The sequence below is a fragment of the Stenotrophomonas sp. MH181796 genome, from assembly GCF_009659995.1.
GTDB lineage: Bacteria > Pseudomonadota > Gammaproteobacteria > Xanthomonadales > Xanthomonadaceae > Stenotrophomonas > Stenotrophomonas riyadhensis.
Map to the genome: position 1 here is coordinate 440,835 of NZ_RAHU01000005.1, position 26,166 is coordinate 467,000.

24 protein-coding genes and 1 pseudogene are annotated in these 26,166 nt (G+C 64.5%); 14 read left to right on the forward strand and 11 right to left on the reverse strand.

All coding sequences use genetic code 11. The features are described from left to right. Positions 1-93: 93 nt before the first annotated feature. From D5301_RS24480 to D5301_RS15065, 6 genes and pseudogenes are all read left to right on the forward strand, one after another. Positions 94-289, forward strand: a pseudogene (locus D5301_RS24480) (hypothetical protein). Between the two features lie 269 nt (positions 290-558). Beyond that, positions 559-2,217 carry an L-lactate permease gene (gene lldP / locus D5301_RS15045; RefSeq protein ID WP_153856112.1) on the forward strand — a complete coding sequence of 553 codons (1,659 nt, stop codon included), beginning with the start codon at positions 559-561 and terminating at the stop codon, positions 2,215-2,217. 53 nt (positions 2,218-2,270) lie between these two features. Further along, positions 2,271-3,035, forward strand: a complete 765-nt coding sequence (gene lldR, locus D5301_RS15050; protein ID WP_153856113.1) for a transcriptional regulator LldR — start codon at positions 2,271-2,273, stop codon at positions 3,033-3,035. A gap of 4 nt (positions 3,036-3,039) precedes the next feature. After that, positions 3,040-4,179 (forward strand): FMN-dependent L-lactate dehydrogenase LldD, encoded by a 1,140-nt coding sequence (lldD, locus tag D5301_RS15055; RefSeq protein ID WP_153856114.1) that lies wholly within the window; start codon positions 3,040-3,042, stop codon positions 4,177-4,179. Continuing rightward, entirely contained in the window at positions 4,176-5,882 is a 1,707-nt protein-coding gene (gene dld, locus D5301_RS15060; protein ID WP_164161560.1) for a D-lactate dehydrogenase, read from the forward strand. The genes lldD and dld overlap by 4 nt, the downstream gene beginning before the upstream one ends. 162 nt (positions 5,883-6,044) lie before the next feature. Then, positions 6,045-6,929 carry a hypothetical protein gene (locus D5301_RS15065; RefSeq protein WP_110712676.1) on the forward strand — a complete coding sequence of 295 codons (885 nt, stop codon included), beginning with the start codon at positions 6,045-6,047 and terminating at the stop codon, positions 6,927-6,929. Positions 6,930-7,028: 99 nt separating this feature from the next. Here D5301_RS15065 and D5301_RS15070 read toward each other — a convergent pair whose 3' ends face one another. The 5 genes from D5301_RS15070 to D5301_RS15090 all read right to left on the reverse strand — a co-directional run bounded on the left by D5301_RS15070 (position 7,029) and on the right by D5301_RS15090 (position 9,995). Beyond that, positions 7,029-7,334 (reverse strand): hypothetical protein, encoded by a 306-nt coding sequence (locus tag D5301_RS15070; RefSeq protein ID WP_110712675.1) that lies wholly within the window; start codon positions 7,332-7,334, stop codon positions 7,029-7,031. 82 nt (positions 7,335-7,416) lie between these two features. Then, entirely contained in the window at positions 7,417-7,962 is a 546-nt protein-coding gene (locus D5301_RS15075) for a hypothetical protein (RefSeq protein ID WP_153856115.1), read from the reverse strand. Further along, positions 7,959-8,717 carry a hypothetical protein gene (locus tag D5301_RS15080; RefSeq protein WP_194936646.1) on the reverse strand — a complete coding sequence of 253 codons (759 nt, stop codon included), beginning with the start codon at positions 8,715-8,717 and terminating at the stop codon, positions 7,959-7,961. The genes D5301_RS15075 and D5301_RS15080 overlap by 4 nt, the downstream gene beginning before the upstream one ends. Then, a complete protein-coding gene (locus D5301_RS15085) occupies positions 8,626-9,372 on the reverse strand; it encodes a hypothetical protein (RefSeq protein ID WP_153856117.1) in 747 nt (248 codons plus the stop codon). The genes D5301_RS15080 and D5301_RS15085 overlap by 92 nt, the downstream gene beginning before the upstream one ends. Continuing rightward, positions 9,369-9,995: a hypothetical protein gene (locus D5301_RS15090; protein WP_153856118.1), complete on the reverse strand. Its 627-nt coding sequence runs from the start codon at positions 9,993-9,995 to the stop codon at positions 9,369-9,371. The genes D5301_RS15085 and D5301_RS15090 overlap by 4 nt, the downstream gene beginning before the upstream one ends. On the opposite strand from D5301_RS15090, the gene D5301_RS15095 reads away from it, so the two are divergent. Further along, on the forward strand, positions 9,977-10,288 hold the full coding sequence (locus D5301_RS15095; protein ID WP_153856119.1) for a hypothetical protein: 312 nt from the start codon (positions 9,977-9,979) through the stop codon (positions 10,286-10,288). The genes D5301_RS15090 and D5301_RS15095 overlap by 19 nt on opposite strands. On the opposite strand, the gene D5301_RS15100 is transcribed toward D5301_RS15095, so the two are convergent. The 6 genes from D5301_RS15100 to tssJ all read right to left on the reverse strand — a co-directional run bounded on the left by D5301_RS15100 (position 10,257) and on the right by tssJ (position 19,082). Beyond that, entirely contained in the window at positions 10,257-10,910 is a 654-nt protein-coding gene (locus tag D5301_RS15100; protein WP_153856120.1) for a hypothetical protein, read from the reverse strand. The genes D5301_RS15095 and D5301_RS15100 overlap by 32 nt on opposite strands. Beyond that, positions 10,897-11,520 carry a hypothetical protein gene (locus tag D5301_RS15105; RefSeq protein ID WP_153856121.1) on the reverse strand — a complete coding sequence of 208 codons (624 nt, stop codon included), beginning with the start codon at positions 11,518-11,520 and terminating at the stop codon, positions 10,897-10,899. Before D5301_RS15105 ends, D5301_RS15100 begins: the two co-directional genes overlap by 14 nt. Then, positions 11,517-16,106 (reverse strand): type VI secretion system tip protein TssI/VgrG, encoded by a 4,590-nt coding sequence (gene tssI, locus D5301_RS15110; protein WP_153856122.1) that lies wholly within the window; start codon positions 16,104-16,106, stop codon positions 11,517-11,519. Before tssI ends, D5301_RS15105 begins: the two co-directional genes overlap by 4 nt. Positions 16,107-16,116: 10 nt before the next feature. After that, the gene (gene icmH, locus D5301_RS15115) at positions 16,117-16,911 is read right to left on the reverse strand and encodes a type IVB secretion system protein IcmH/DotU (RefSeq protein ID WP_180846291.1); all 795 of its coding nucleotides are present in this window, start codon (positions 16,909-16,911) and stop codon (positions 16,117-16,119) included. Further along, positions 16,908-18,242, reverse strand: coding sequence for a type VI secretion system baseplate subunit TssK (tssK, locus tag D5301_RS15120; RefSeq protein WP_110712670.1), 1,335 nt, complete (start codon positions 18,240-18,242; stop codon positions 16,908-16,910). The genes icmH and tssK overlap by 4 nt, the downstream gene beginning before the upstream one ends. A 213-nt stretch (positions 18,243-18,455) precedes the next feature. Further along, on the reverse strand, positions 18,456-19,082 hold the full coding sequence (gene tssJ, locus D5301_RS15125) for a type VI secretion system lipoprotein TssJ (protein WP_110712669.1): 627 nt from the start codon (positions 19,080-19,082) through the stop codon (positions 18,456-18,458). Positions 19,083-19,336: 254 nt separating this feature from the next. Here tssJ and D5301_RS15130 point away from each other — a divergent pair, with 254 nt between their 5' ends. The 7 genes from D5301_RS15130 to tssG all read left to right on the forward strand — a co-directional run bounded on the left by D5301_RS15130 (position 19,337) and on the right by tssG (position 26,119). After that, complete coding sequence (locus tag D5301_RS15130; RefSeq protein ID WP_228756418.1) at positions 19,337-19,945, forward strand: tetratricopeptide repeat protein; 609 nt, start codon at positions 19,337-19,339, stop codon at positions 19,943-19,945. A 30-nt stretch (positions 19,946-19,975) separates the two neighbouring features. Beyond that, entirely contained in the window at positions 19,976-20,476 is a 501-nt protein-coding gene (gene tssB, locus D5301_RS15135) for a type VI secretion system contractile sheath small subunit (RefSeq protein ID WP_110712667.1), read from the forward strand. Between the two features lie 3 nt (positions 20,477-20,479). Further along, positions 20,480-21,970 (forward strand): type VI secretion system contractile sheath large subunit, encoded by a 1,491-nt coding sequence (gene tssC / locus D5301_RS15140; RefSeq protein WP_110712666.1) that lies wholly within the window; start codon positions 20,480-20,482, stop codon positions 21,968-21,970. A 146-nt stretch (positions 21,971-22,116) separates the two neighbouring features. After that, complete coding sequence (locus D5301_RS15145) at positions 22,117-22,614, forward strand: type VI secretion system tube protein Hcp (RefSeq protein ID WP_006465355.1); 498 nt, start codon at positions 22,117-22,119, stop codon at positions 22,612-22,614. Between the two features lie 126 nt (positions 22,615-22,740). Next, positions 22,741-23,229 (forward strand): type VI secretion system baseplate subunit TssE, encoded by a 489-nt coding sequence (tssE, locus tag D5301_RS15150; RefSeq protein WP_057496761.1) that lies wholly within the window; start codon positions 22,741-22,743, stop codon positions 23,227-23,229. Next, complete coding sequence (gene tssF, locus D5301_RS15155; protein ID WP_153856123.1) at positions 23,229-25,064, forward strand: type VI secretion system baseplate subunit TssF; 1,836 nt, start codon at positions 23,229-23,231, stop codon at positions 25,062-25,064. The genes tssE and tssF overlap by 1 nt, the downstream gene beginning before the upstream one ends. After that, positions 25,028-26,119 (forward strand): type VI secretion system baseplate subunit TssG, encoded by a 1,092-nt coding sequence (gene tssG / locus D5301_RS15160; protein ID WP_110712663.1) that lies wholly within the window; start codon positions 25,028-25,030, stop codon positions 26,117-26,119. The genes tssF and tssG overlap by 37 nt, the downstream gene beginning before the upstream one ends. Positions 26,120-26,166: the final 47 nt, after the last annotated feature.

The following is a 26,166-nucleotide window of genomic DNA, read 5'->3' on the forward strand; positions in this document are numbered from 1 at the left end:
CCCGGCGCTGTCGGGTGAACGGGCTGTGGTGTGGCCTTCAGCTCTGTGCCACGGGTGCCACGCGACGCTCCGGGAAACTCCCGGAGCCTGCCCATGCAACTCACCCAGGATGTCTCGATCCTGCTGCGCGTGGCCGCAGCAATGCTGCTCGGCGGCGTGCTCGGCGTCGAGCGCGAGATGAGCAATCGGCATCGCCGTGGGCATCGGCAAGTACGTGGTTGCCATCGGGGTGAGCGTGCCGTGCGTGCTGGTGCTGGCGGTGATGCGGCGGCTGGAGAAGAAGATCTGACGCGGAGTGGGGTCGGAGCCCCTGCGGGGATCCGACCCCAAGGGCCCAGGCAGGGTCAGATCCCCGCAGGGGCTCTGACCCTTACATTGTGAGATGGTCTGACCAATATGGCGTCTAGCCCTATGGTCTAATAGGCGCTTCGCCGGAGTGGCGGTTAAATCCGCTGCACGTGGTCTGATCGATATCATTATTGGTAATACCAATGATCGGCGACCGCGGCGACCCACCGCGTGCGGTGGAGCACATCCCGCCCCCAGTCGAGAGCCTTCATGCAGCCCTGGCAACACCTGTACGACCCCGCCGGCAACCTGTGGTTGTCGAGCCTGATCGCGCTGCTGCCGATCGCGTTCTTCTTCATCGCTCTGGCCGTGCTGCGGATGAAGGGCTGGCTGGCCGGCACGATCACCGTGGCCATCGCACTCGGCGTAGCCCTGCTGTTCTATCGCATGCCGCTGACCCAGGCGCTGGGCGCGGCCGGTTTCGGCTTCGTCTACGGCCTGTGGCCGATCGCCTGGATCATCATCGGCGCGGTGTTTCTCTACAAGGTTTCGGTCAAGACCGGGCAGTTCGACATCATCCGTGCCTCGATCCTGTCGGTCACCGAGGACCAGCGCCTGCAGATGCTGATGGTCGGCTTCGCCTTCGGTGCCTTCCTGGAAGGCGCGGCCGGTTTCGGTGCGCCGGTGGCGATCACCGCGGCACTGCTGGTCGGGCTGGGCTTCAAGCCGCTGTATGCCGCCGGCCTGTGCCTGATCGTCAACACCGCGCCGGTGGCGTTCGGTGCAATGGGCATTCCGATCATCGTGGCCGGGCAGGTCACCGGCCTGGACGCGTTCGAGATCGGCCAGATGGCCGGCCGCCAGCTGCCGTTCCTGACCCTCATCGTGCTGTTCTGGATCATGGCGATCATGGATGGCTGGCGTGGCATCAAGGAAACCTGGCCGGCGGTGCTGGTGGCCGGTGGCTCGTTCGCCATCGCGCAGTACCTGACCTCCAACTTCATTGGCCCGGAACTGCCGGACATCACCGCCTCACTGGCATCGCTGGTCTGCCTGACCCTGTTCCTGCGCCGCTGGAAGCCGGTGCGGATCTTCCGCTTCGACACCGAAACCAGCGCCGAGGCCGCTGCACAGGCACTGGAAGCGCCACGCTACAGCGTCGGCCAGATCGCCAAGGCGTGGTCGCCGTTCCTGATCCTCACCGCGATGGTCACGCTGTGGAGTATCAAACCGTTCAAGTCGCTGTTCGCGGCGGGCGGCCCCCTGGAAAGCTGGGTGCTGAAGATCCCGGTGCCGGGCCTGGACCAGATGGTGCAGAAGATGCCGCCGATCGTGGATGCACCGCTCAGCTACGAGGCGATCTACAAGTTCGACTGGTTCTCGGCCACCGGTACCTCGATCATCCTTGCCGCGGTGATCGCCATCATCGCGCTGCGCATGCCGGCCCGTTCGGCGCTGCAGACCTTCGGTGAGACCGTGCGTGAGCTGCGCATGCCGATCTACTCGATCGGCATGGTGCTGGCCTTCGCCTTCATCGCCAACTATTCGGGTCTGTCGGCAACGCTGGCACTGGCATTGGCGCATACCGGCGACGCATTCCCGTTCTTCTCGCCGTTCCTGGGCTGGCTGGGCGTGTTCCTGACCGGCTCGGATACTTCGTCCAACGCGCTGTTCTCGGCGCTGCAGGCCACCACGGCGCAGCAGATCGGCGTGTCCGACGTGCTGCTGGTGGCGGCCAACACCACTGGCGGCGTGACCGGCAAGATGATCTCGCCGCAGTCGATCGCCATTGCCTGCGCGGCGGTCGGCCTGGCCGGCAAGGAATCGGACCTGTTCCGTTTCACGGTCAAGCACAGCCTGATCTTCACCACGATGGTCGGCCTGATCACCCTGGCCCAGGCCTACTGGCTGACCTGGATGATTCCCTGAGCCATGCACGGCAGGCCGACCACCCGCTGCGCGCTTCGGGCCACAATGGTGCCATGAGCACGCAACGTATTTCGGACAAGGTGGCCGCGCAGCTGCGCGGCCTGGTGCAGGAACAGCGGCTGCAGCCGGGTGACCGTCTGCCGGCCGAACGCACCCTGGCGGTGCAGCTGGGGGTCTCGCGAACGTCGTTGCGCGAGGCCATCGCGCAGTTGGCCAGCCAGGGCTTGCTGACCGCACGGGTCGGTGGCGGCACCTACGTGGCCGAACCCGCGGCGCGCGCGCGGCAGGCGCTGGATGAACCGCTGGCGCCGTACCTGCCGTTGTTCCAGGGCGATCCGGAATACCGCTTCGACGTGCTGGAGATCCGCCACGCGCTGGAAGGTGCCACCGCCTGGCATGCGGCGCTGCGTGCCACCGACGAGGATCGCACACGCATCGCCCAGGCCTTCCAGACCATGATGGACGCGCACGGCAAGGACGACCCCACCGGCGAGGCGGAGGCCGACGCAGCCTTCCACCTGTCCATCGCCGAGGCCTCGCACAACCTGGTGCTGCTGCAGGTGATGCGCGGCCTGTTCGAGCTGCTGCAGACCAACATCTCGCAGAGCCGCGAAAAGCTCTACACCTCGGCGAGGACCTTCTCGCCGTTGTCCGACCAGCACCGCGAGATGATGGACGCGGTGCTGGCCGGCGACCCCGAACGCGCGCGCGCCGCCGCGCATGCCCACCTCGAGTTCGTGCACACCACGCTGCGCACCCTCGATGACAACGAAGCCCGGCGTGCGCGGGCCTCGCGTCTACCTTCCCCACACGGTTGACCCCATGATCATCTCCGCCTCCACCGATTACCGTGCCGCAGCGCAACGCCGGCTGCCGCCGTTCCTGTTCCACTACATCGATGGCGGCGCGTATGCCGAGCACACGCTGAAGCGCAACGTTTCCGACCTGTCCGACATCGCGCTGCGCCAGCGCATCCTGCGCAACATGTCCGACCTGAGCCTGGAAACCGAACTGTTCGGCGAAACGCTGGCGATGCCGGTGGCACTGGCGCCGGTCGGCCTGACCGGCATGTATGCCCGACGCGGTGAGGTACAGGCGGCGCGCGCGGCCGACAGCCGCGGTATCCCGTTCACCCTGTCCACCGTATCGGTGTGCCCGATCGAGGAAGTGGCACCGGCCATCCAGCGGCCGATGTGGTTCCAGCTGTACGTGCTGCGCGACCGTGGCTTCATGCGCAACGCGCTGGAGCGGGCGCAGGCCGCGGGGGTGACCACACTGGTGTTCACCGTGGACATGCCGGTGCCGGGTGCGCGCTACCGCGATGCCCACTCCGGCATGAGTGGACCGAATGCCTCGCTGCGCCGCATCGGCCAGGCCATCACCCATCCGCACTGGGCGTGGGACGTGGGCCTGTTCGGCCGCCCGCACGACCTTGGCAATATCTCCACCTACCGCGGCAATCCGACCGGGCTGGAGGACTATATCGGCTGGCTCGGCAGCAACTTCGATCCGTCCATTTCGTGGAAGGACCTGGAATGGATCCGCGAGTTCTGGAAGGGCCCGATGGTGATCAAGGGCATCCTCGACCCGGATGACGCACGTGATGCGGTCAAGTTCGGCGCCGATGGCATCGTGGTCTCCAACCACGGTGGCCGCCAGCTGGACGGCGTGCTGTCCACCGCACGCGCACTGCTGGCCATCGCCGATGCGGTGCAGGGCGACCTGAAGATCCTCGCCGATTCCGGCATCCGCACCGGCCTGGACGTGGTGCGCATGCTGGCGCTGGGGGCCGATACCGTGCTGCTGGGCCGTGCCTTCGTCTATGCGCTTGCAGCGCAGGGCGAGGCCGGCGTGGCCAACCTGCTGGACCTGATCGCCAAGGAAATGCGCGTGGCGATGACACTGACCGGTGCGCGCCGCATCGCTGACATCGGCCGCGATTCGCTGGTCAACCTGCCGTGAGTGGCCACGATGCCGTGCTGACGCAGTTGCGCGATGCGGTCGGCAACCGCCATGTACTGACCGGCGACAAGGCCACCCGCCGTTTCCGCCGTGGCTACCGTTTCGGCGACGGCCCGGTGCTGGCGGTGGTGCGCCCGGGTACGCTGCTGGAGCTGTGGCGTGTTCTGCAGGCGGCGGTGCAGGGCGGGGCAGCGATCATCCTGCAGGCGGCCAACACCGGCCTGACCGGTGGCTCGACCCCGGATGGCAACGACTATGGGCGTCCGATCGTGCTGATCAGCACGCTGCGCCTGACCGGCATCCAGCTGTTGAACGAGGGCCGCCAGGTGCTGTGCCTGCCCGGCGCGACGCTGGACCGGCTGGAGCAGACGCTGGCGCCACTGGGCCGCGAACCGCATTCGGTGATCGGCTCGTCCTGCATCGGCGCCTCGGTACTGGGCGGCATCTGCAACAACTCCGGTGGCGCGCTGGTGCGTCGTGGCCCGGCCTACACCGAGCTGGCACTGTATGCGCAGGTCGATGCACAGGGCCAGCTGCAGCTGGTCAACCATCTGGGCATCGCGCTGGGCGATACGCCCGAGCAGATCCTGCAGCGCCTGCAGGCGGGTGACTACCGTGCTGCCGACGTTGGGGACGGCGATGGCCGCGCCGCCTCCGATCCACGCTACGCCGAGGAAGTGCGCCGGGTCGATGCCGATACGCCGGCACGCTTCAATGCCGACCCCAGCCGCCACTTCGAGGCAGCGGGATCTGCCGGCAAGCTGGCAGTGTTCGCGGTGCGCCTGGACACCTTCGAGAAGGAGGCGGCCGAAGTCTTCTACATCGGCAGCAACCATACCGACAGCCTGACCGCGATCCGGCGCCAACTGCTGACCGGCTTCGAACGCCTGCCGATTGCCGGCGAGTATATCCACCGCGATGCCTATGACATCGGCGAACGCTACGGCAAGGACAGCTTCCTGTTGATCGACCGCCTTGGCACCGCCCGCGTGCCGGCCGCCTTCGCACTGAAGAGCCGCGTCGATGGCTGGTTCGAGCGGTTGGGCCTGCGCGGCGTGACCGACCGGCTGATGCAGGTGCTGACCGGCCTGCTGCCCTCGCACCTGCCCAAGCGCATGGGCGAGTTCCGCCAGCGCTACGAGCATCATCTGTTGCTGAAGGTCTCCGCGCAGGACGCAGCGGACACCGAGGCGTGGCTGCGCGGCTTCTTTGCCGACCATGAGGGCGGCTACTTCCACTGCACGGCCGATGAGGGTCGCAAGGCCTTCCTGCATCGCTTCGCCGTGGCCGGCGCCGCGGTGCGCTACCGCGAGGTACACCGCGACCAGGTGCAGGACATCGTGGCGCTGGACATCGCCCTGCGCCGCGATGATGCCGACTGGTTCGAGCAGTTGCCGGCCGATATCGATGGCCGCCTGCTGCACAAGCTGTATTACGGGCACTTCCTGTGCCACGTGTTCCACCAGGACTACATCGCGCGCAAGGGCGAAGACCCGATGGCGATCGAGCACGCGATGTGGGCACTGCTGGACCAGCGCGGCGCCGAGTACCCGGCCGAGCACAACGTCGGCCACCTGTACCCGGCCAAGCCAGCGCTGGCCGGATTCTACAAGCAGCTGGACCCGAGCAATACGTTCAATCCGGGCATCGGCCAGACGTCGAAGGCGAAAGGGTGGGGTGGCTGCGACTGCAATGGGCATTGACGGATACAACGTGTCCTTACTGTAGAGCCGAGCCTATGCTCGGCTGCTCTTCCCGACAGAAAGCAGTCGAGCATGGCTCGACTCTGCAAAGGCGAAGTCGGGCATGGCTCGACTCTGCCCGGGCAACGGTTACCATCGGAATCCCAACCGCAGGAGCCGCCCATGCCCCCCATCGTTGCCCGCACGACCGTGTGTGCTGCATTGCTGGCCACCCCGGCGCTGGTGTTGGCGCAGGGCTCGATCCTGCCGCAGCAGCGTGACGCTGCCGGCAATGTGATGGAGCCGCTGGGGCAGGTGCTGGTCGCCGATGAGACGGGACCAGCGGGGCTCTATGACTGCACCCTCGATCGTGCCTGGTGCGTGCGCGTGCAGCCGGTCACCGAAGATGGTGATCGGCCGACCGTGCTGGAAGTACTTGAGAAGGTGCCGGGCCAGCGCACGCCACACACCTATCACGTCAGCATCGACGTGCCGCAGGAAAGCGATCTGAAGCTGTGGCCGTGGATCGTGCGGCTGGCCCCAGGTGTTGGCAGCGACGAGCCTGTGACCGACCCGCAGCAGCGGGCCCGCCAGAATGTACTGGTGGGAGGCATCGTCTCGTTCAGCAGCATGTATTCCGGCGGCGGTGCCGATGCGTCCACGCTGCAGCTGGCACGCGTGCGCCACCTGCAGGACGACATCCAGGTGGACGACGACGTGCTGACCGTGCCGTGGCTGGGCAGTGCGATGATCCGCGCCTGCTTCAGCGAGCAGGACATCAAGCAGCGTGCCGGTGCCTGCCACGATGAGTATGGGTTCTCGGCAAAACTGGGGCTGGAGACGGCGGCCGAGGGCATGCCGGTACTGCGCTACCAGACCGTGGCCACGCGGTTTCCGGCCGGTGTCTCGCGCTTCGAGGATTCGCTGGCCAAAGGGCCGCTGAAGAAGAAGGACCTCCGCACCGAGCAGGACCCAGCGTGCAGCTACACGCGGCTTTTCCGCTTCAGTGATGGGGTGTTCCACCCCGACCAGGCGCTGCCGGATTGCGCGGGGTACACCGAACCCTGAACCCTGTAGAGCCGAGCCTACGCTCGGCTGGCTTTCCGTGCGGCCTGACCGGAGAGCAGCCGAGCGTAGGCTCGGCTCTACAGAAACCTGTGGCGGTGCTTATTCGCAGCGGGTCGCGGTGATGATGTTGTCCTTGTCCACGTACACGCGCAGGCGGTCCTGGCGGATGTCCCTGGTGGTGATGGTGCTGGGGCCGATCGGGTTGACCAGGCCGGCACCGCTTTCGCTGGACAGTCGGCGGATGTTGGGTTCGTTGGCTGGCTGGCCGATCGCCCAGCCCAGCTGGCTGGCATCACAGCGGCCCGTGCCCTTCACCTCCGGGCCTGGCGTGCTGACACAGGCGGCCAGCAACAGGGGCGAGGCGAGGGCGGCCAGGGCAAGGTGGGTGGGACGGTATCGGTTCATGGGTGCAACTCCTGAGGGCATGATGGCGCCACCATAGCACCGCGCCCGTGGCGACGGCATGCGCTGGATCAAGCCGTGTCGTTCAGCGTGTGCAGGCATTGTCGGGATCGAAGTGTTCCGGACCGCGGTAGCGGGCGGCAGCCCGCTCGAAGTGCAGTGCAATCGTTTCCCGGCCGCCCGGACAGTCACGCGATGCCTCCAGCGCCGGCCACGCCGGATGCGGTGCCGGAGGTGCGGCCAGCGTGGTGAACCGTCCCTCCAGCAGGCGCGCATAGGTTCCGTCCGGGCACTGCGCCAGCACCAGTTTATGGGTGACGTCGATGTCACCGTAGCTGCTGCCGAAGTGGGTGAGGATCGCGTCGGCGCGACCATCGTTGTTGAGGTCGGGCGTAGCGTCGAGCGTGGTCTGCCCGCTGCCGTACGCGCAGCCGTCGCCGACGCCAGGTGCGCAGGCGCTTACATGCCTGCCGTCCGCGAACCGCAGCTCGATACGTTCCTCGATGTCGGCCGCGCAGGCACGTTGCAGTGGACTGGGCGGCGGCGTGCGCGCGATGACAGCGTTTGCGGCAGCCGAAAGCACCAGCAGGAGCACGGGCGGATGCAGGCGCTGGCACCATGGCGCGGTCATGGCGAACTCCCGCGCTTGATCGCTTCCCATACGCTGTCGATGTGCGCACGCAACGGCGCCGCAGCTGATGCCAGCGCAGGATCGTTCTGACGCTCGCCGCCGAAAGGTTCATCGCCTTCCACGTGTACCAGCGATTCGCCACGCACTTCGTAGTACTGCTCGCCCTGGCGAAGCCCGATGCGCAGCTGCTGCGGGTCAATGCCACCGCCACAGACGCTGTGGCTGGCCAGCGTCAACTCGGCTCGGCCGTCGTTGTCCAGGTCGGTGGCTGTCACCTGATCAAGGAAATAGCCTGCCTCCAGATCCAGGCCTTCGCATTGAACCGGATCTTCGACGCTCCAGCGCGAAACCCAAGGACTCGCCTCATCGGTGCGCCGGAACAGCTCTGCACGCAGCGTGATCTGATCCAGCGGTCCTGCGTCGCCCTGCGCCGGCAATGCTTGCGCGCTGCGCGAAAGCAGCAGCAGGCCCGGGCCGTCTACGTCCTTGAAAGCCAGTTGCTTCAGCAGTGTGCCAGGGTAGAGCTCTGTCAGTTCCGCTTCGGGCAGCGATGGCGTGGTCATGAACGCCGATGGCACGTGATGCGAACCACAGCCGGCCGCAGTCAGTATGAGTACGAACAGCAGCGTGAAACGAGAGGAACCTGTCGGCGAAACCGCGGGTTCAACGCGCATCATCACGTCCCGGGTCAAACTCGATCTCATACGGGGTGCTGTCATAACGACGATCATCGACGCCGAAGTAGGTGCTGACATGGATGAATCGGGCATCCCTGCGGCTTGCGGTACAGAGATTGATACCACGGTTGCAGTCGATGCGCAGCCGATCATTGCTCAGCTGCGCGATGTCCCCGACACGTGTATTGCTGTCCACGTTCACGCCACTGACCGCGACAGTGCCCGTGTAGTCCTTGCCCGGACGAACGCCTTCACCGGGCGCAATGTAGGCCAGCGCGTCCTCAGGCAGGCCCTTCAGGGTGACGGCGACGGTGCGGACCGTCAGATCCTTTGGGTAGTTCGTATAGATACGGATGCCCAGGTCGTCCCAGACAACGATGTCCGAGGCATCCGAAAGCGCGTTGCGGTGCGTGGAGCCAAGTACCTTTTCCCAGGCGGCAAGATCCTGCATGAACGTCAGGCGATGTCCTTTGTACTCGACGTAGTCTTCGTTGAACGCCAGGTCCGCCGCAGCACTGGTTCCACCACGCGCAGGGTCTGCCGTCCGTGCATCGCTGCACGCGCCAAGAACGAGAACAAGGAGTGAGGCGAGCAGATGTCTTCTGATCATTTCTTTGGCTTCACCTGGTTCTTCTCCCCAAGCAGATCGCCGTAGCAGGTCCGCCTGTCGAAGGGATCCTCGTGCCACTGACGACTGCGCACTATGGTCTTGATCGTACTTGATGAATTTCAATGAGCCGGGTTGCTTCCAGGGCCGAATTCGATGACATAGGGGGTGCTGTCGTACCGTCGGTCATCCACTCCGAAATACATCTTCATCTGGATGAACTTTTCATCGTTCCTGCTTGCGCCACAGATGCTTATGCCGCGACTGCAATCAATGCGTAGCTGTCCTCCGCTCAGGTGTGCGATGTCGCCTACGCGAGTGCCCTTGTTTACGCGGACACCGTTGACCAGAACGGAGTAGGCATAGTCCTGGCGAGGTCGAACGCCTTCGCCTGGTGGGATGTAGGACAGCGAATCCTCGGGTTCTCCGCGAAGGGTGACTGATGCTGTGACCACACGTTGATTCCTGGGATGGTTGGTGTAGACACGGATGCCCAGATCGTCCCAGACCACAATGCCAGGGTCATCGGGAAACGCGGTGCGATGGTTGGGGCCAAGCACGTTGATCCAGTCGGACAGGTCCTGAGTGAAATCCAGGCGCTGTCCGTTGTACTTGACGTAGTCATCCTGGAAAGCCAAAGGGGCTGCATTGCTTTCGCCTGAGCCCGGGGCATGCTTGGCATCGCAGGCAGCAAATGCAAGCACAGAAAACGAAATCAGGAGGATTCTCGATGGCACCGCAGCGTACATCAGTTGGTCTCGCGGCTGACTTCGATGGTGTACGGGAGGCGATCGTATCGCCTTTCGTCAGCCCTGAAGTAGATGGAGCAGCCACGAGTAGTGCCATCAACCCGATTTCTGATGCATGTGCCGATGCCCTCGCTGCAGTGAATCTCAAACATCGTGCATCGGGCGGCCGGGATGTCGCAGATCTTCATGTCGCCGTTGAATTGCCCGCTGTCGATGATGAGGCCGAGTGGTCACTGCTTGTGAAGGTGGTTCCGTGCCTCCTCAATCTGGAGCGTCGTCTTTCTCGATGTTGAGTTTGTATATGTAGCTGCTGTAGCGCTTATCGTCCACGGAGAAATAGAAGGAGTAATCCAGCTTCGCCTGATCTGTCCTGTTCGCGCTACAGAGGGCAATTCCCTGGCTGCAGTGTACTTCCAGTAAACCTCCGCTCAGTCGGGGTATGTCATCAACCTGCGTCGTATTGTTCACAGGAGTGCCCGAGAACGATACCGCACCCGAAAAAGTCTTGCGTGGCTGAATTCCTTCTCCTGGAGGTTCATAGCCGCCAGATGACCTGGGAGGGACACGGAGGACGAATGAGACTGAGTTGACGCGATGTTCTTTCGTTGGGCCCGTGTAGGCAGCGATCCCCAGTTCATCCCAGATCATCATGATCGGTAACTCAGGATCGGCGAAGCGATAGTCGCTACCAAGGACGGCAATCCATGCCTTGACGGGGGCGCCAAGTTCAACGCGCTGTGAGCCGATGAGGATCGAGCCATTCTCGAAAATGGCCGCTGGCTTCTGCTTCGGCTGCTCATCCTGAGGTGCGGCGCTGCATGCGGCAAAGAGCGATGAAAGCGCTATCGCCAGAAAACGTCGTGAGTTGGTCGCGAAGAGAGCCGTCGCCGTACGCTTGGGCTCAGCGGGTGCCATCACGTCCTGGACCAAACTCGATCTCATAAGGGATGCTGTCATATCGACGATCGTCGACGCCGAAGTACGTGCTGACATCCTTGAACCGGTCATCCTTGCGGCTTGCCGTGCAGAGATCGATGCCGCGGCTGCAGTCGATGCGCAGCCGATCATTGCTCAGACGCGCGATGTCCCCGACCCGGGTATTCTTGTCCACTTTCACCGCACTGACCGAGACAGCTCCCTTGTAGTCGGCGCGGGGACGAACGCCTTCCCCCGGTGCGATGTAGGCCAGCGAGTCCTCCGGCAGGCCCTTCAGGGTGACGGCGACGGTGCGGACCGTCAGGTCCTTGGGGTAGTTCGTATAGACGCGGATGCCCAGATCGTCCCAGACAACGATGTCCGATGCCTCCGAAAGCGCGTTGCGGTGCGTGGGTCCAAGTACCTTTTCCCATGCGGCAAGGTCCTGTTTGAAGGTCAGGCGTTTCCCTTTGTACTCGACGTAGTCTTCGTTGAGCGTGAGATGCGGCGCTGCATTGGCCTCGCCACGCGCGGGAGCTGCCGTCTGGGCATCGCTGCACGCGCCGAAGCCAAGGACGAGAAGCGAGGCAAGAAAGAGATTCCTGATCATTTCTTTGGCTTCACCTGATTCTTTTCACCAAACAGATCTTCGTAGAACTTGGTGATGTAGTCCCAACTCTTGGATCCATAGCGACCCACCCGGCGAATTTCCTCCAGAGCGTGCTTGCCGTGTTCCTCATGCAAGTGCTCAAGCTCGGTCGCTGACGCAGCACGCCGGATGTCGGCAGGGTGCTTTTTCGCCCAGGCGCCCACCAGTGCATCCTGCCAGGAGGTGTCTTGCGGGTGCACCAGGTAGGACTTCGCGATCGTGGCCGGACTGGTCGTGGGCATTCCTCGCCAGTGCTTGTACATGGCAGCTCCCACTTGTTGCACCGCGCTGCTGGCCAGGGTGGCAGCGAGCGTATGCAAGGGGTGCACATCGTGATCCTTGGCGAGCTGGGAGTGGCTGGGGTCCGTAGATCCATTCTTGTTCGGATCAGAGTCGAACATGGTCTGGGCATCGTCAACGCTGTTGCCCACCAGCAACAGCAGTTGCTGGTACACGAAGTTGTATGAGTTCAGCACAAGGCGCATCGGGGCGCTGGCAATCCAGCCAGCACGTTCAAGATACTCATGGCCTGGAATGCTTGCGATGCGATCACGAAGTTTGAGGAACTTCTCGAAGGCTTCGTAGTATCTCTTGTCACTGTGTTCCGACAGCAGTATCAGCATGATCTTCTCGCCGTCCGAGCGATCACCGGGCTTGCTGGCTTTGAATTCCCAGCTTTCAATGCCAAAGACCTTGTGTGCGATGGGTTCGGCCAGGCTGGCGATCACATCGGTGGAGCCGAACATGCCGGTGACGACTGGGTACGAATGCTTGCAAGTTGCCGCTGCAGTCCAGGGCAGCACCTTGCCATGCCCGAGCTTTCGAAGGCTCAGTTCGCAGAAATTGGAATGGGCGAAGTAATCCTCAAGCACATGAAGTGCCGAACCGAAGTGACGCATGCCATCAGGTGTCATTCCCAATGACATGGCCTTGCGAAGCTCGGCCTCCATGAATTCGCTGGAACGGATGATGTAGCGCTTCATCGATCGGTCTGGGTCGATCTTGAGCAGATCGCTGCCAGGCGTAACCCATGGCTCGAAGTCCGGATCGATGGTTCTGGGGTCCGGAGGCGACGGCTTGATGTTCTTGGGATTGTCGATGTGTTCGCTGGGACGATACACGCCCAATCGTTCAGTGGTTACGCCGTAGTTACGATAGTTTCCTCGACGCAGTTCGTAGAACTCGCTGCCAGCCAGGACGTCGACAACCTTTGTCAATGCAGATCGGGAGATGTGCTTTCCAAGATCCTTTGGGAGATTCGGTGGACGCACGATCTTCGGATCCAGCAGCTGCGAGTAGTCGCGCAGCCAGTTGCCGAAATAGATCGCGTTCATTTCAGCGCGGCTGAAGCCGACCTTGCCCAGCACCGCCTCAATCGATCGATGCCCAAACGACTCGCTGGGTCGCTTGTCATGGTTCTGGCCATCACCCGCACTGAACCCCTCGTAGCGCCCATCCTCGCTCTTGTTGGTTTCCTGGGCCACGGGCCCCTGTTGCTTCAGTGCAGCCTGTACTTCCGCATAGTTCACCTTCAACGCACCGTTGAACTCGGGCGAGGTGTACTGCGCATACTCGGTTTCGTGCGTGCCTTCCAGGTCGAAGAACGCCAGGCGATAGGCGAGTGCAGTGCCTTCTTCCTTGCCGCTGTCCGCAGCGAGGGTCGGCTTGCCGTTCGCATCCTTCTCCGCCAGATCATTACGCAGCACGTTGTCGACGTGGTGCCCGAACTCATGCAGCAGCACCGCCAGCAGTTCGCGTGACGCCTCGATGGTCGTCGCCGCGCGGTCTGCCGCCATGCTGTTCACGCGGATGATGCGCTTGCTGTTGTCGTAGTCGGCCGGGTAGGGCGCGCCGGCCATCACCTTGTGTTCGGGCGCCTGCAGGCTGCCATTCTTCAGCGCGTCCTGCAGCTTCATGTAGGTTCGCGCCGGAACATCGAAGCCGAAGGTCGGCGCCATCATCATGACGAACTCGACCGGCGTGGACTGCTCGGCGATGCTGCGCAGCTGGTCGTAGGCGAACGTGCTTTCGAAGGTGCGGCCCGGATCAGGCTTGATCGTGAAAGCGGGCAGCGGCGGCAGGCTGGCCGGGGTGCTGCCTCCCCCCATGAACGGATGTTCGCCCGCCTTGACCTTGAACTCGCCGGGGCAGCTGAAGGTGATGTTGCCGCCCTCCAGCGTGATCGCACTGCTGCCGGCCTGCAGCACCACCTTGGTCTGCGCCAGCACGTCGATGCGGTCGTCGGTGGCGGTGATGGTCAACGCCTGATCGCTCAGCAGTTCCAGCTCGCCGTCGTGGGCCTGCAGGCTGACCGGGCCCTGCGCGGCGATCACCCGCAGCGGACCGCTCTGCGCGAACAGCGAGACGTGCTCGCCGGACACCGTGGCGATGGTCTCGCCGGCGCTGACGTGCAGGTCCTGCTGCACCGTCATCTGCAGGTTCTGCCCGGCATAGGCCACGGCGCTGGCCGGGGTGGTCCAGGCCACATGGTGCGGGGCTTCGGCCAGCAGCAGCGGTTTGCCCAGCCGTTCCACCGGCTGCTCGCCGGGGCTGCGGCCATCGCTGCCGGGCTTCATCGCATTCTGCCCGTTCACGTCGCCGGTATAGCGGCCCTGCGCCTTCGGGTCGATCTGCTCGCGCAGCTGCTTGGTGCGCTCGAACTCCGCCAACCCCGGCACCTGCTGCTGCGCCAGGGTCTGCTGCATCTGTTCCAGGCTGCGCTCGGCACCCTTCAGCTGAGCCACCACGCTGGCGTTGTCCATTACCGTGGACGCCGCGCGCTCCTGCAGGCTGGCCGACAGCAGCAGGCCTTCGCCGGCATGCACGTTGCCCCAGCCCTGGGTGGCCAGTTCAAAGCCTTCGCCACGCAGCGCGCCGCGGGCGGTGTCCTGGTGCGCGATCAGGTAGCCCAGCTCCAGCCGGCTGTCGGCCAGTGAGCTGTGCAGGCGCGTGCGCAGCTGCCCGGGCGTGTCGTCGATCACCCATTGCTGGGTGCCGCTACCGTCATGGGCCTGGGTGTGCAGGCCGCTGAGTACGCCGGGGTGGCGTGCGTTCTCGTCGATGCCGCCGCCGAAGGGCGGAGCGACTTCGCCGTTGTAGAGCTGGCCGGTGATGCGCGGCTGGTCGATGTCGCCGTGCAGGAATTCCACCAGTACTTCGCTGCCCACGCGGGGCAGGAAGGCCGTGCCCCAGTTGGGGCCGGCCACCCACTCGGCGACCGGCACCCAGCTGCCACTGGTGTGGTCGCCGGGAGCGTGTCCGGGCTGGGCGCTGCCGGTGTCGGTCAGGCCGCCGGGATTGGGCCTGCTGCCGCGCTGCCAGCCGAACTGGATGCGTACCTGGTGCTCGCGGTTGGGAGTCACGGCGGTGTTGGCAATGCCCACCACACGTGCAGTCTGCGGGCCATGCAGGGTCGGCCGGTCCTGCGGCAGGGCGCGCAACGGCACGCCGCTGCCGGTGGCCAGGAAACTGTTGCGGTAGGCGCCACGCTCCAGCGCGGTGCTGCCCAGCAGCTCGGCGATGCCCTGGTCCAGGTTGTTCAGGGCCACATGCTGCACGGCCAGCAACTGGAAGGCCTGGCCTTCGTGCTGCGGGTGCTGGGCCAAGGTGAAGGTGCTGCCGGCGCTGAGCTGGCGCTCGCTGCCGCTGCCGCTGTAGAGCACCTGGCCGACGCGCAGCGCGTCCAGCCGTGCCTGTGCTTCGGCGTCGGCCCAGCCGGCCTGGGCGAATCGACCGGCGCGCGGCTGCACGTAGACTTCCAAGGCGGGCAGGGTGCCGGCATCGGCGCTGGAGTGCGCGGCCACGGCAGCAACCTGCTCGCTGTGCCAGCTGGCCACGGTGCTGGCGTTGGGTACCAGCTGCTGGCGCTCGGCGAAGGCGGTGATGCCGTCGCTGGCCTCGGCCATGTCGGCGCGATGGAAGCGCACGCGGCCTGCGTCGGGCAGCTCGGCGCCCGGCTCGAACACCACCAGGGTGTGTGCGGCATCGTCGTCCTGCGCCTGCTCGATGCGCCAGGCCAGGCCGGCTTCGGCCAGCAGCCGGGTGACGAAGGCCCAGTCGGTCTCGCGGTACTGGGTGGTGATCGCGCGTGCCGGCAGCTCGGCCTGCACGTCGAAGCGGAACAGGGCCTGCGGATAGTCGGCGAAGATCTGTTCGCAGATGGCGCGGGTATCCAGATCCTGGAAGATCACCGCATTGCGGCGCAGGCGCAGCAGCGCGGTCCACGGTTCGAGGATCAGGCGATAGCGGGCCAGGCCACCATCGCTGCCCAGCTGCGCAGCCTCGGTACACAGCCCGTGCCACTGGCGCAGCGAACCGTCGGCCTGGCGTAGCTGCAGGGTCAGCGGCTGTTCCAGCCACGGCTCCAGGTCCAGGAACGCGTCGGTGGACAGGCAGTCGATCTGCAGGCGGTTGTCGCCGCACACCGATTCGATGCCTTCGAAGCGTTCGACGACCAGGCCTTCCTCAGGCCCCTTCAGCTGGATCAGGCGTTCGCGGTGGGACAGCGAAGCGAGGGATGCGAGCAGTGAGGAGCTTGGGATGTCCATATCATCAGGCTCATGGCAGGGTGATCGTGATGTGGGCGGTGCGCTCGGGCATCTGCACCACGTCGTTGTAGGCGGCCAGCTGCTGGCCGGTTTCGTGGCCGAGGTAGGTGCGCATGCCGAAGAAGGCGACGATGCCGAAGCAGCCCACCACCACGGCCGGCAGCCACAACGGCACCACGCGGCGCAGGCTGTGGCGGACGTTGTCCGGTGGCAGTGCGTGCGGTGCGAAACCGTGGCGCTTGCCCTTCAGGTAGACGATCTCATCGCCCAGGCGCGCGGTCAGGTAGCCCAGCTTCTCGGTGCCTTCCAGGCGGTACTTGCCTTCGAAGCCCATCAACAGGCAATAGTGGTAGACCTCAAGCGACGGCAGGCGCGCGGCGCCCTGGCGCCGGAGTTCTTCCAAGCGATCGAAGAAGTGTTCGCCAGCCAGATGCTCGCCGAACAGGCGCAGCTGCAGCGGGTTGCGTTCCCAGGTTTCGTGCAGCGGCGACGGCTGGGACAGGATCGCCTCGTCCACCGCCGCGCAGAACGCGTACTTGGCAGCGTAGACATCTTCCGAGGCCACGCCCATGCGCATGGCATTGCGTTCCACGCCATCGAGGAACTTCTGCACCGTCTGCACGAAGCTCTCGGCATCGTGTGGCAGCTGGCCGCGCTTGAGCAGCAGCAGAAGGTAGAAGCCGTCGGCCATCAGGTCCTGCAGGCTCTGCGGATTGGCCGCCTGCGGCGTCGGGTTGACCATCGCGCCATTGGCGGTCAGCGAGGGCATCGGGCCCGGCGTCGGGGGCAGGGGGGAGTTCATCATGAGGTCACCGCCACGAGTTCCATCTTCAGTTCGGCAATACCGGCCGGCACGTAGATCATCAACGACTGCGCCTTGAGCATGCGCTCATACAGCGCGCCGCGTGCGTCGAGTTCGAAGTAATGGCTGCCCGGGCGCACCGGGATCGCCGCAGGCACCTGCGCCGCGTGGGTCAGCTTCACGCCCGGAAGCGCGGACAGCACGCACTTCTCAACATCGTCCGGCGCACCGACCTTGAAACGTACCGGCACGCTCTGGATCAGCTCCTGCGCCGGCAGCGATGCGGAGACGGACAGGTAGAACGAGGCATTGCCGTCGATGCGCTGCGAATCGAGCCGGCCGAGATGGTAGGACGGCTTCACCTCGTTCAGCGCGATCTTGAAATAGCGGGTGGAGATCACGGTATCCAGCAGGGTCCGCACGATCTCCAGCAGCTTGCGGAAGGAGGCTTCCGGCTGGTCGTGGCGATATACCGGCAGATCGCCCAGCTGGTACGCATTGGAGAAGGTCAGCAGTGCGCCGGCCATGCGCAGCAGCTCCTGGTGCAGGCGCTCGGGGTGCAGCTGCGGATGGTGGAGCAGATGCGCCAGCGCGCTGAACGAGCTGTTGATGGTGTGCAGCAGCCAGAACGAGGCGATGTCGCCGGAGCGGAATTCGATGATGTTCTGCGAGGTCTGCCGGTGCAGGCCATACAGTGCATCGACCTTCGCCTGCAGCGCATCGAGCACCGCCCGCAGTTCGCGATGCAGGAACGGTGACGCCTGCAACTGGGCGCACGGCGGAATGAACTCATCGTCCAGTTCGAAGCCGCCGCTGGAGGTGCGCCGCACGCGCGCGATCGGCACCGTGGCGTAGGCGTCGCGCGGCTGATCGTCGGTGAGCAGCTTCACTGCCTTGCTGAGGAAGGCGAGTTCGGCTTCGACCGCATCGGTGAACAGGTCCTGCGTATCACGGTTGGCCTGGCGGTAACGGGCCAGAACCGTGCCTTCGGCATCGGCACAGTTCGCGCCATCATCGCGCAGCAGCGGCAGTGCCAGATAGACGACGGTGGACTGTACGCCTGGCGGCAGCTCCTGCAGCGATACCGCATCGGGCAGGCCGTCGTGCGCGGGCGCATCGTAGGTCTCGCCGTCGGGGAACACCGCCGACAGATCGAGTGGGCGCAGCGTGCCACCGGAAAGTGCATGTGGATCGAAACGCACCCGGCGTGCACCCCATGCATAGGGGTGCAGGGTCTGCGAGAGATCCTGCAGCCGTGCTTCGTGGTAGGCGTCCTGGCGCTGGAAGTGCTGGGGGCGCAGGAACAGGCCTTCACCCCAGAGAACCTTCGACATCCTGCTTACATAAGCCACGTTCAATCCTTGGAAATAGCTTGAAAAAGTCGCCAGTGCGGGTCGGTTCCGACGTTCTCGCGCCCCGCAGCGGCGCATGCCCTTTCAGTAATGTGAAAATGTGAATCCCATCGCACATTCAAACGAACAGGGCAATCGTTGCGCTGAGGATACTATCGCATCGATGAATTCGAGTGCCAGAATTCCGGCGCGATGCTATTTCTTCGCGCCTGCACAACGGATGGATGCAAGACTGCCTGGATCACCGGAGATACGTGTCAACAGCGCCTTGCTGTCGCTGGTCAGGGCACAGGCATGGACGCCGATGGTGACGCCATCCTGCGGAAGCGTCTTGCCCTTGGTGTCGAACGCGAGCCGCCAGCGATTCTCGGCCGGAGCGCGGAACAGGGCGACAACGCCGAGCACTGCACTTCCTTCACTCAGCTGCTCGGACAATTCCTGCCGGGCACCCGGGGTCAGTACGACTTCGTTGACCGAAAGCAGGTCCGCGCCGAGTGCAGCCTGCTCGCCGGCCTGGTCGAGGAAAGCGTTGAAGGGAGCCTGTTCGAAGCGTTGCAGACTGCGCAGATGGTAGATCTTGACCACCGCGGCCGTCGCCCGCTTGTCGTTGCCGGCGTTGAGGTTGCTGCCGGCGTACAGGCGCAGCGGAATGGTGGGGGGCGCCTCGGGCTTGCCCTCGCGGATGCCCACGGCCTGGAGGGTCTTGTCCATTGCCTTGCCCAACTTGCTGTCACTGGCACAACCGGTCAGGGACGTGGACATGACCAGGGACAAAATCGTGACGGATATCACGCGATGGAATGAGAAAAGTTGCGCATTCATGTGCGGTCGGTCGGCTCGGGGTGCGGGGCGAAAATTGAGCGTATAAGTACTTTCTGCTCGCGGATATCACATCGGGATGTGAAGGTTGTGTCTATCAAATTCGCCATATTCTTGACGAAATTCACTATACCGACGCGTATTCGCGAATGTACACTGCCGCCGACAGGGGCAGGAATCCCGTGCGTTGTATCGGCGGAGATTCGGCTTCCTTGAGGAACTAATTTCGACGAGGGATCACTATGGAAGTGAAGGCAATGGGGAAGGCTGTGTACCGGCCGATGTTCGCGCTGATGTTGCTGTCGGGCCTGGCGGCCTGCTCATCGGCGCCGAAGAAGGCCGAGGTCGTGCCGTTCGAAACGACGCTGAGCAACGCCGAAGCACAGGTCACCACTGGCGGCGCCGATGCCGCGATCAGTGCGTTCGAACTGGCGGCCAAGGCCGACCCGACGCGCAAGGAGCCGTGGGTACGCATCGCACAGCTGCAGTTCGACCAGGGCCAGTACGCCCGCGCGATCGTCGCAGCCGAGGAAGTACTCCAGCGCGATCCCAATGATCTGGTGGCCGATGGTGTGATCACCGTCGCCGGCTTCCGTGTCGCCAACCAGTCGCTGACCCGCCTGCAGGGCCGTGGCGCACTGGCGTCGGACACCGCACGCAAGGAAGCGCAGACCCTGGCCACCACCCTGCGCAACACCATGGGTGACGCCATTCTCGACCCGACGCCCAAGCCCAAGCCGCGCAGCCGCGCCCGTGCAGGCCGTGCCGCGGCTCCCGCCGCTGCTGCCCAGCCCGCCGCGACGCAGCCGGCCAAGCCCGCTGCCCGCTCGAACACCTCCGATCCGTTCCAGAACATCGGCAACTGATCCGGAACCGGCCCCAGTCAGGAGACACTCATGGCCAAGAAGGAAAGCATCCAGAAGCGGCTGCAGAAGATCCGCCCGCCGCGCGTCCAGCTCACCTACGATGTGGAGAAGGGTGACGCGATCGAGCAGAAGGAACTGCCGTTCGTGGTCGGCGTGATGGGCGATTTCAGTGGCAATCCGGAACAGCCGCTGCCGAAGGTCAAGGATCGCAAGTTCGTCAACGTCGATCTGGACAACTTCGATGAAGTGATGGAAGGCGTCGCACCCCGCGCGGTCTATCGCGTGCCGAACAAGATCAGCGACGACGGTGGCGAGTTCGGCGTCGAGCTGAAGTTCAATTCCATCGACGACTTCCGTCCCGAGGCGGTGGTCCAGCAGATCGAACCGTTGCGGCGCCTGCTCGAGTCGCGCACCAAGCTGGCCGATCTCCGCAACAAGCTGGCGGGCAACGAGAAGCTGGAAGACCTGTTGACCGATGTGCTCAACAACACCGAGCAGCTGAAGAAGCTCGGCGTGACCAAGGAGGACTGATCGATGTCAGCCGAAGCCAGCCAACTGGCCACCCAGGCCGCCGTGGCCGAAGAGGTGGGCCTGCTCGACCAGATCGTCGAGAAGAGCAAGGTCGCCAAGTCGCAGACCGAACATGATCGTGCCAAGGACATCATCGCCGCGCTGGCGAAGGAAGTCCTGGACGGTACCGTGGTGGTCTCCGACAACCTCAACCTCACCCTTGATGCACGCATCGCCGAGATCGACCGGATCATTTCCGAGCAGCTCAGCGCGGTCATGCATGCGGAAGCCTTCCAGAAGCTGGAAGGCAGCTGGCGGGGCCTGCACTACCTGTGCCAGCAGACCTCCACCGGCCCGAACATGAAGATCAAGGTCTTCAATTCGCCGCAGAAGGATCTGGTCAAGGACTTCAAGTCGGCCATCGATTTCGACCAGAGTGCGCTGTTCAAGAAGGTCTATGAAGAGGAATTCGGCACCTTCGGTGGTGCGCCGTTCGGCGCCCTGATCGGTGACTATTTCCTTGGCCGCCAGCCGGAGGACATGTACTTCATCGAGCAGATGTCGCACGTCGCCGCTGCCGCGCACGCGCCGTTCATCTCCGCCGCCAGCGAAGGCATGTTCGGCCTGGAGACGTTCACCGACCTGGGCAAGCCGCGCGACCTGGCCAAGGTGTTCGACACGGTCGAGTACGCCAAGTGGAAGTCGTTCCGCGAGAGCGAGGACAGCCGCTACGTCGGCCTGACCATGCCGCGCTTCCTGGGGCGCCTGCCGTACAACCCGAAGGACGGCACCACTGTCGAGGGTTTCAACTTCGTCGAAGAGATCGAAGCGGCCGACCACAGCAAGTTCCTGTGGTGCAACACCGCCTACGCGATGGGCGCCCGGCTGACCCAGGCGTTCGAGAGCTTTGGCTGGTGTGCAGCGATCCGCGGCGTGGAAGGTGGCGGCCTGGTCGAGGATCTGCCGACCCATACCTTCCGTACCGACGACGGCGAAGTGGCGCTGAAGTGCCCGACCGAGGTGGCCATCACCGACCGTCGTGAGAAGGAACTCAGTGACCTCGGCTTCATGCCGCTGGTGCACTGCAAGAACACCGACTACGCCGCGTTCTTCGGCGCACAGTCGGCACAGAAGCCGAAGAAGTACAACACCGATTCGGCCAATGCCAACGCGATCCTGTCTGCCCAGCTGCAGTACATCTTCGCGGTCTCGCGTATCGCCCATTACCTCAAGGCGATGATGCGCGAGAAGATCGGCAGCTTCGCTTCGGCGGGCAACGTCGAGGAATTCCTGAACCGTTGGATCGCCCAGTACGTGTTGCTGGACGACAACGCTTCGCAGGAAGCCAAGGCGCAGTTCCCGCTGCGTGAAGCCTCTGTGCAGGTTTCGGAGGTGCCGGGCAAGCCCGGTGTCTACCGCGCGGTGGCCTTCATCAGGCCGCATTTCCAGCTCGATGAGCTGTCTGTTTCGTTGCGTCTGGTCGCCGAACTGCCGGCGTCCGCGAAAAAGTCGTAACGATTTGCTGTAACTGAAGCGTCCAGGGGAGTCCGCTCCCCGGATTGCAGTGACGCTTATTTCAAGAGGGCGTAGCCCCCCTTAACCGCCAGGCCCGCGCCTGGCACATCAAATCTCACGGAAGAACGGAATTTAGGAGACCAGATATGCAGCACGCTTTCCTCTCGATTGACACCATCAAGGGCGAGTCGCACGACGACAAGCACAAGGACTGGATCGAAATCCAGTCGTTCTCGCAGGATCTGTTGCAGCCGCGTTCGGCCACCGCGTCGACCTCCGGCGGCACCACCGCAGCCCGCGTGAACCTGTCCCCGATCGAAATCACCAAGTCGATCGACCTCGCCTCCACGGCCCTCAACCAGGCCGCCTCCAACGGCACCACCTTCCCGAAGGCGCAGATCCAGTTCATGCGCGCCGACAAGGACGGCAACGCGATCAATTACTACACGGTCGAGCTGCTGAACGTGCTGGTCCACCGCGTCACCACGACCGTGGACAAGGAAGGCATGCCGCAGGAAGTTGTTCAGTTGAGCTTCGGCGCCATCAAGTGGACTTACCAGCAGCAGAAGCCGGAAGGCGGAGTTGGTGGCAAGACCGTGGCGCAGTGGAGCGCAACCAAGAACATCCCGAACTACACCGTGTGATGTTGTGTCGCTGCGATGGCGCCTCGTGCGCCATCGCAGTCTGATCGCCGGGCAGGGCCAGGAACGGCCTTGCCTTTGCTGCACCGCTGCCGCCCGCACGGATGCCGAACCTGAGTGGATCGACCAATGAAGGGACTCGAACCCAGCCTGCTGGAAAAACTGTTCGACGACGCCCCCAAGCAACCGGGCGCCGGGCCGGTATTCAAGTCCGTCTCGCTGGAGCAGTACAAGGAATCCATCGCCCGCGACCTGGAGGGGCTGTTGAACTCGCGCGCCGCGTTCCAGGAAGGCGACATGAAGGAATTCCCCAATTGCCGGCAATCGCTGCTGACCTACGGGTTGGCGGACTTCTCCGCGATGAGCCTGGCCAACGCCTACGATCGTGCCGCCATCTGCCGCTCGCTGGAGCAGGCCGTGGCGCGCCATGAGCGCCGCCTGCGCAACGTCAACGTCCATCTGGACGCGGGCAACCAGTTCGCCGGTGGGCTGCATTTCACCATCCATGCGCTGCTCGACCTGGAGCCTGCACGCGAGCCGGTCAGCTTCGACGCGATGCTGCAACCCTCGACCCTGCAGTACCAGGTCACCCGCGCACGCCGCACGCAGGCCGCCTGATGCAGGACCTGCTGCCTTACTACGAACGCGAGCTCGGCTACCTTCGCCGTTACGGGCGCGAGTTCGCCGAGCGCTACCCGAAGATCGCCGGTCGCCTGCAGCTCTCCGCCGAGGGCAGCCAGGACCCGCATGTCGAGCGCCTGATCGAGGCCTTCGCGCTGCTCAGTGCGCGCGTGTCCAAGCGCATCGAAGATGACTATCCCGAATTCACCGACGCGCTGCTGGACGTGCTTTATCCGCACTACCTGCGGCCGTTCCCGTCCTGTTCGATTGCCCATTTCGACCTGGAGGGGGTGGCATCCAAACTGAGTGCGCCGGTGCGCGTGCCACGCGGCACCGCCCTGCAGAGCCGGCCGGTGCGTGGCGTACCGTGCGAGTTCCGCACTGCCTACGACGTCGTGCTCGCGCCGATCGGCGTGCAGCAGGTGGTCTACCGCAGTGTGGCCGATGCACCGATGGCCACGACGCTGCCGGCCGGAACCGGTGGCCAGATCTCGATGGGGTTCCAGCTGCTGTCCGATCAGCTGGGTTTCCACCAGTTGGGAACCGATCACCTGCGCCTGTTCCTCGATGGCGAGCCCTCGGTGCGCGCGGCCCTGCGTGATGCGCTGATGCTGGGGGTGAAGGCGGCATACGTCGAGTCCGACGGGGATGGCCGCTGGCGCCGCCTCGACAAGGTGCCGTTGAGCGCGGTTGGGTTTGCCGATGACGAGGCGCTGATCGATTTCCCGGCGCGTTCGCATCCTGCCTATCGCCTGCTGACCGAGCTGTTCGCCTATCCGGAAAAGTTCGGCTTCGTCGACCTGCACCTGCCCTCGGTGACGGCAGGTGCCAGCCGCCGTTTCACCCTGCATCTGGTGCTGCAGGCGCACGGCCAGGACCGTGGCAACACGATGGTGCTGGACGAGCTGGGTGTGCACAACGTGCGGTTGGGGTGCACGCCCATCGTCAATCTGTTCCGCACCAGTGGCGAGCCGATCCGTGTCACCCATCGTACGGTGAACTACCCGGTGCTGGCCGATGCCCGCCGCGCGTTCGCCTATGAAGTGCACTCAATCGATTCGGTGCATCGCATCCGGCAGACCCCGCAGGGTGAGCTGATCCAGGCCTTCCGCCCGTTCTATTCGCTGCATCACGGGGAAGACCCCGAGCGCACCGGTCAGTACTGGGTGGCGCGCCGTGACGAGGACGTGGCGCGGCAGAGCCCGGGCTTCGAGACCGAGATCAGCTTCGTCGACCTGTCATTCAACCCGGTGCTGCCGCAGACCGATACGGTCAGCCTGGAACTGACCTGCAACAACCGGGACCTGCCCAACCAGCTGGCCTTCGGTGTGGCGGGCGGTGACCTGAGCATCGAAGGTGGCAGCCCGGCCAAGGCGATCAGCCTGCTGCGCAAGCCGACCAAGCCGCTGCGTTTCCGTCACGGCCGCAACGCCCAGTGGCGCCTGATCTCGCATCTGTCGTTGAACCAGTTGTCGCTGACCGCCAGTGGCCTGCCTGCGCTGAAGGAGATGCTGCGCCTGTACGACCTGTCCGGCAGCAACGTCTCGGCGCGGCAGATCGACGGCATCCTCGAGCTGCAGCAGACGCCGGTGACCACCTGGATGCACGGCCGCCAGTTCGCCTCGGTGGTGCGCGGCCTGGAGATCCGCCTGACGATCAATGAAGCCCATTTCGTGGGCACCGGTGTGGCCGCCTTCGCCCAGGTGATGGACCACTTCTTCGCACTCTACGTGCATGCCAACAGCTTTACCCGACTGGTGCTGGTTTCCGGCGACAGCGGGGAGGAGATCGTCCGATGCCCAGCGCGCAGCGGCGAATCGATCCTGGCGTAGCCCAGCAGCTGCTCACCGAACCGCACCGCTTCCAGTTCTTCCAGGCGGTGCGGTTGCTTGAGCAGGTGTTCCAGCGGCAGGGCGTCAAGCCCGGCCAGGCCGTGCCGATGCGCGTGCGGTTCCGCAACTCGCTGTCGCTCGGATTCCCGGCCACCGAATTGTCGGCCGAGGGCGAAGTGTATTCGCTCAAGGGCGAGCGGCTGCAGGATCGCGAGGCCATCGAACAGGCCCTGCATGGCGAGGAGCTGGCCGAAGTCCACCTGACCCCGCAGTTCATGGGCCTGCTCGGCACCGCCGGCGCCTTGCCGCTGCACTACACCGAAACCCTGCAGCTTCGGGAGTTGTACCAGCGCGACCGGACCGCGCGTGCGTTCCTGGACATCTTCTCCACCCGTGCGGTATCGCTGCACTACGCTGCCTGGAAGAAGCATCGTCTGGCCTTGCAGTACGAGCTGGATCGCCGCGAGCGCTTCCTGCCGCTGGTGCTGTCGCTGCTCGGCATGGGCATGAGCGAGCTGCGCGACCGCCTGCACGAAGGCGAGGGCGAGATCTTCGACCAGGCCGTGGCCTATTACGCCGGCGCAGTGCGCCAGCGACCGGTGTCGGCGGCGCTGATGCAGCGCGTGCTGTCGGACTACTTCCAAGTGCCGCTGCACCTGGAGCAGTTCGTGGGCGCATGGTACCGGGTGCCGACCGGCCAGGCCACGCGGCTGGGCCAGGCCAATGCCGTGCTGGGCGCCAGCGCGTTGGCCGGCGATCGCGTCTGGCAGCGCGACCTGCGCCTGCGACTGCGCATCGGCCCGCTGCGCCGCGACCAGTTCGACGCCTTCCTGCCGGGCGGCAGTGCGGCCGAAGCGCTGTCCAAGTGGTTGTCGCTGCTGACCGGCGGCATCCTCGAATATGAAGTGCGCCTGGTCCTGCGCGCGGAAGATGTGGAGGGCAGTTCACTCGGCATGGGCGGCGGTGTGCGCCTGGGCTGGGACAGCTACCTGTGCACCGCGCCACAGGCGACCCCGCGTGAGGACACCACGTATGGCATCCACACGCTGCAATGACATCGTGCCGGTGGTGTTGGTGCCGCCGGCCCCCGAACGGTTCCAGC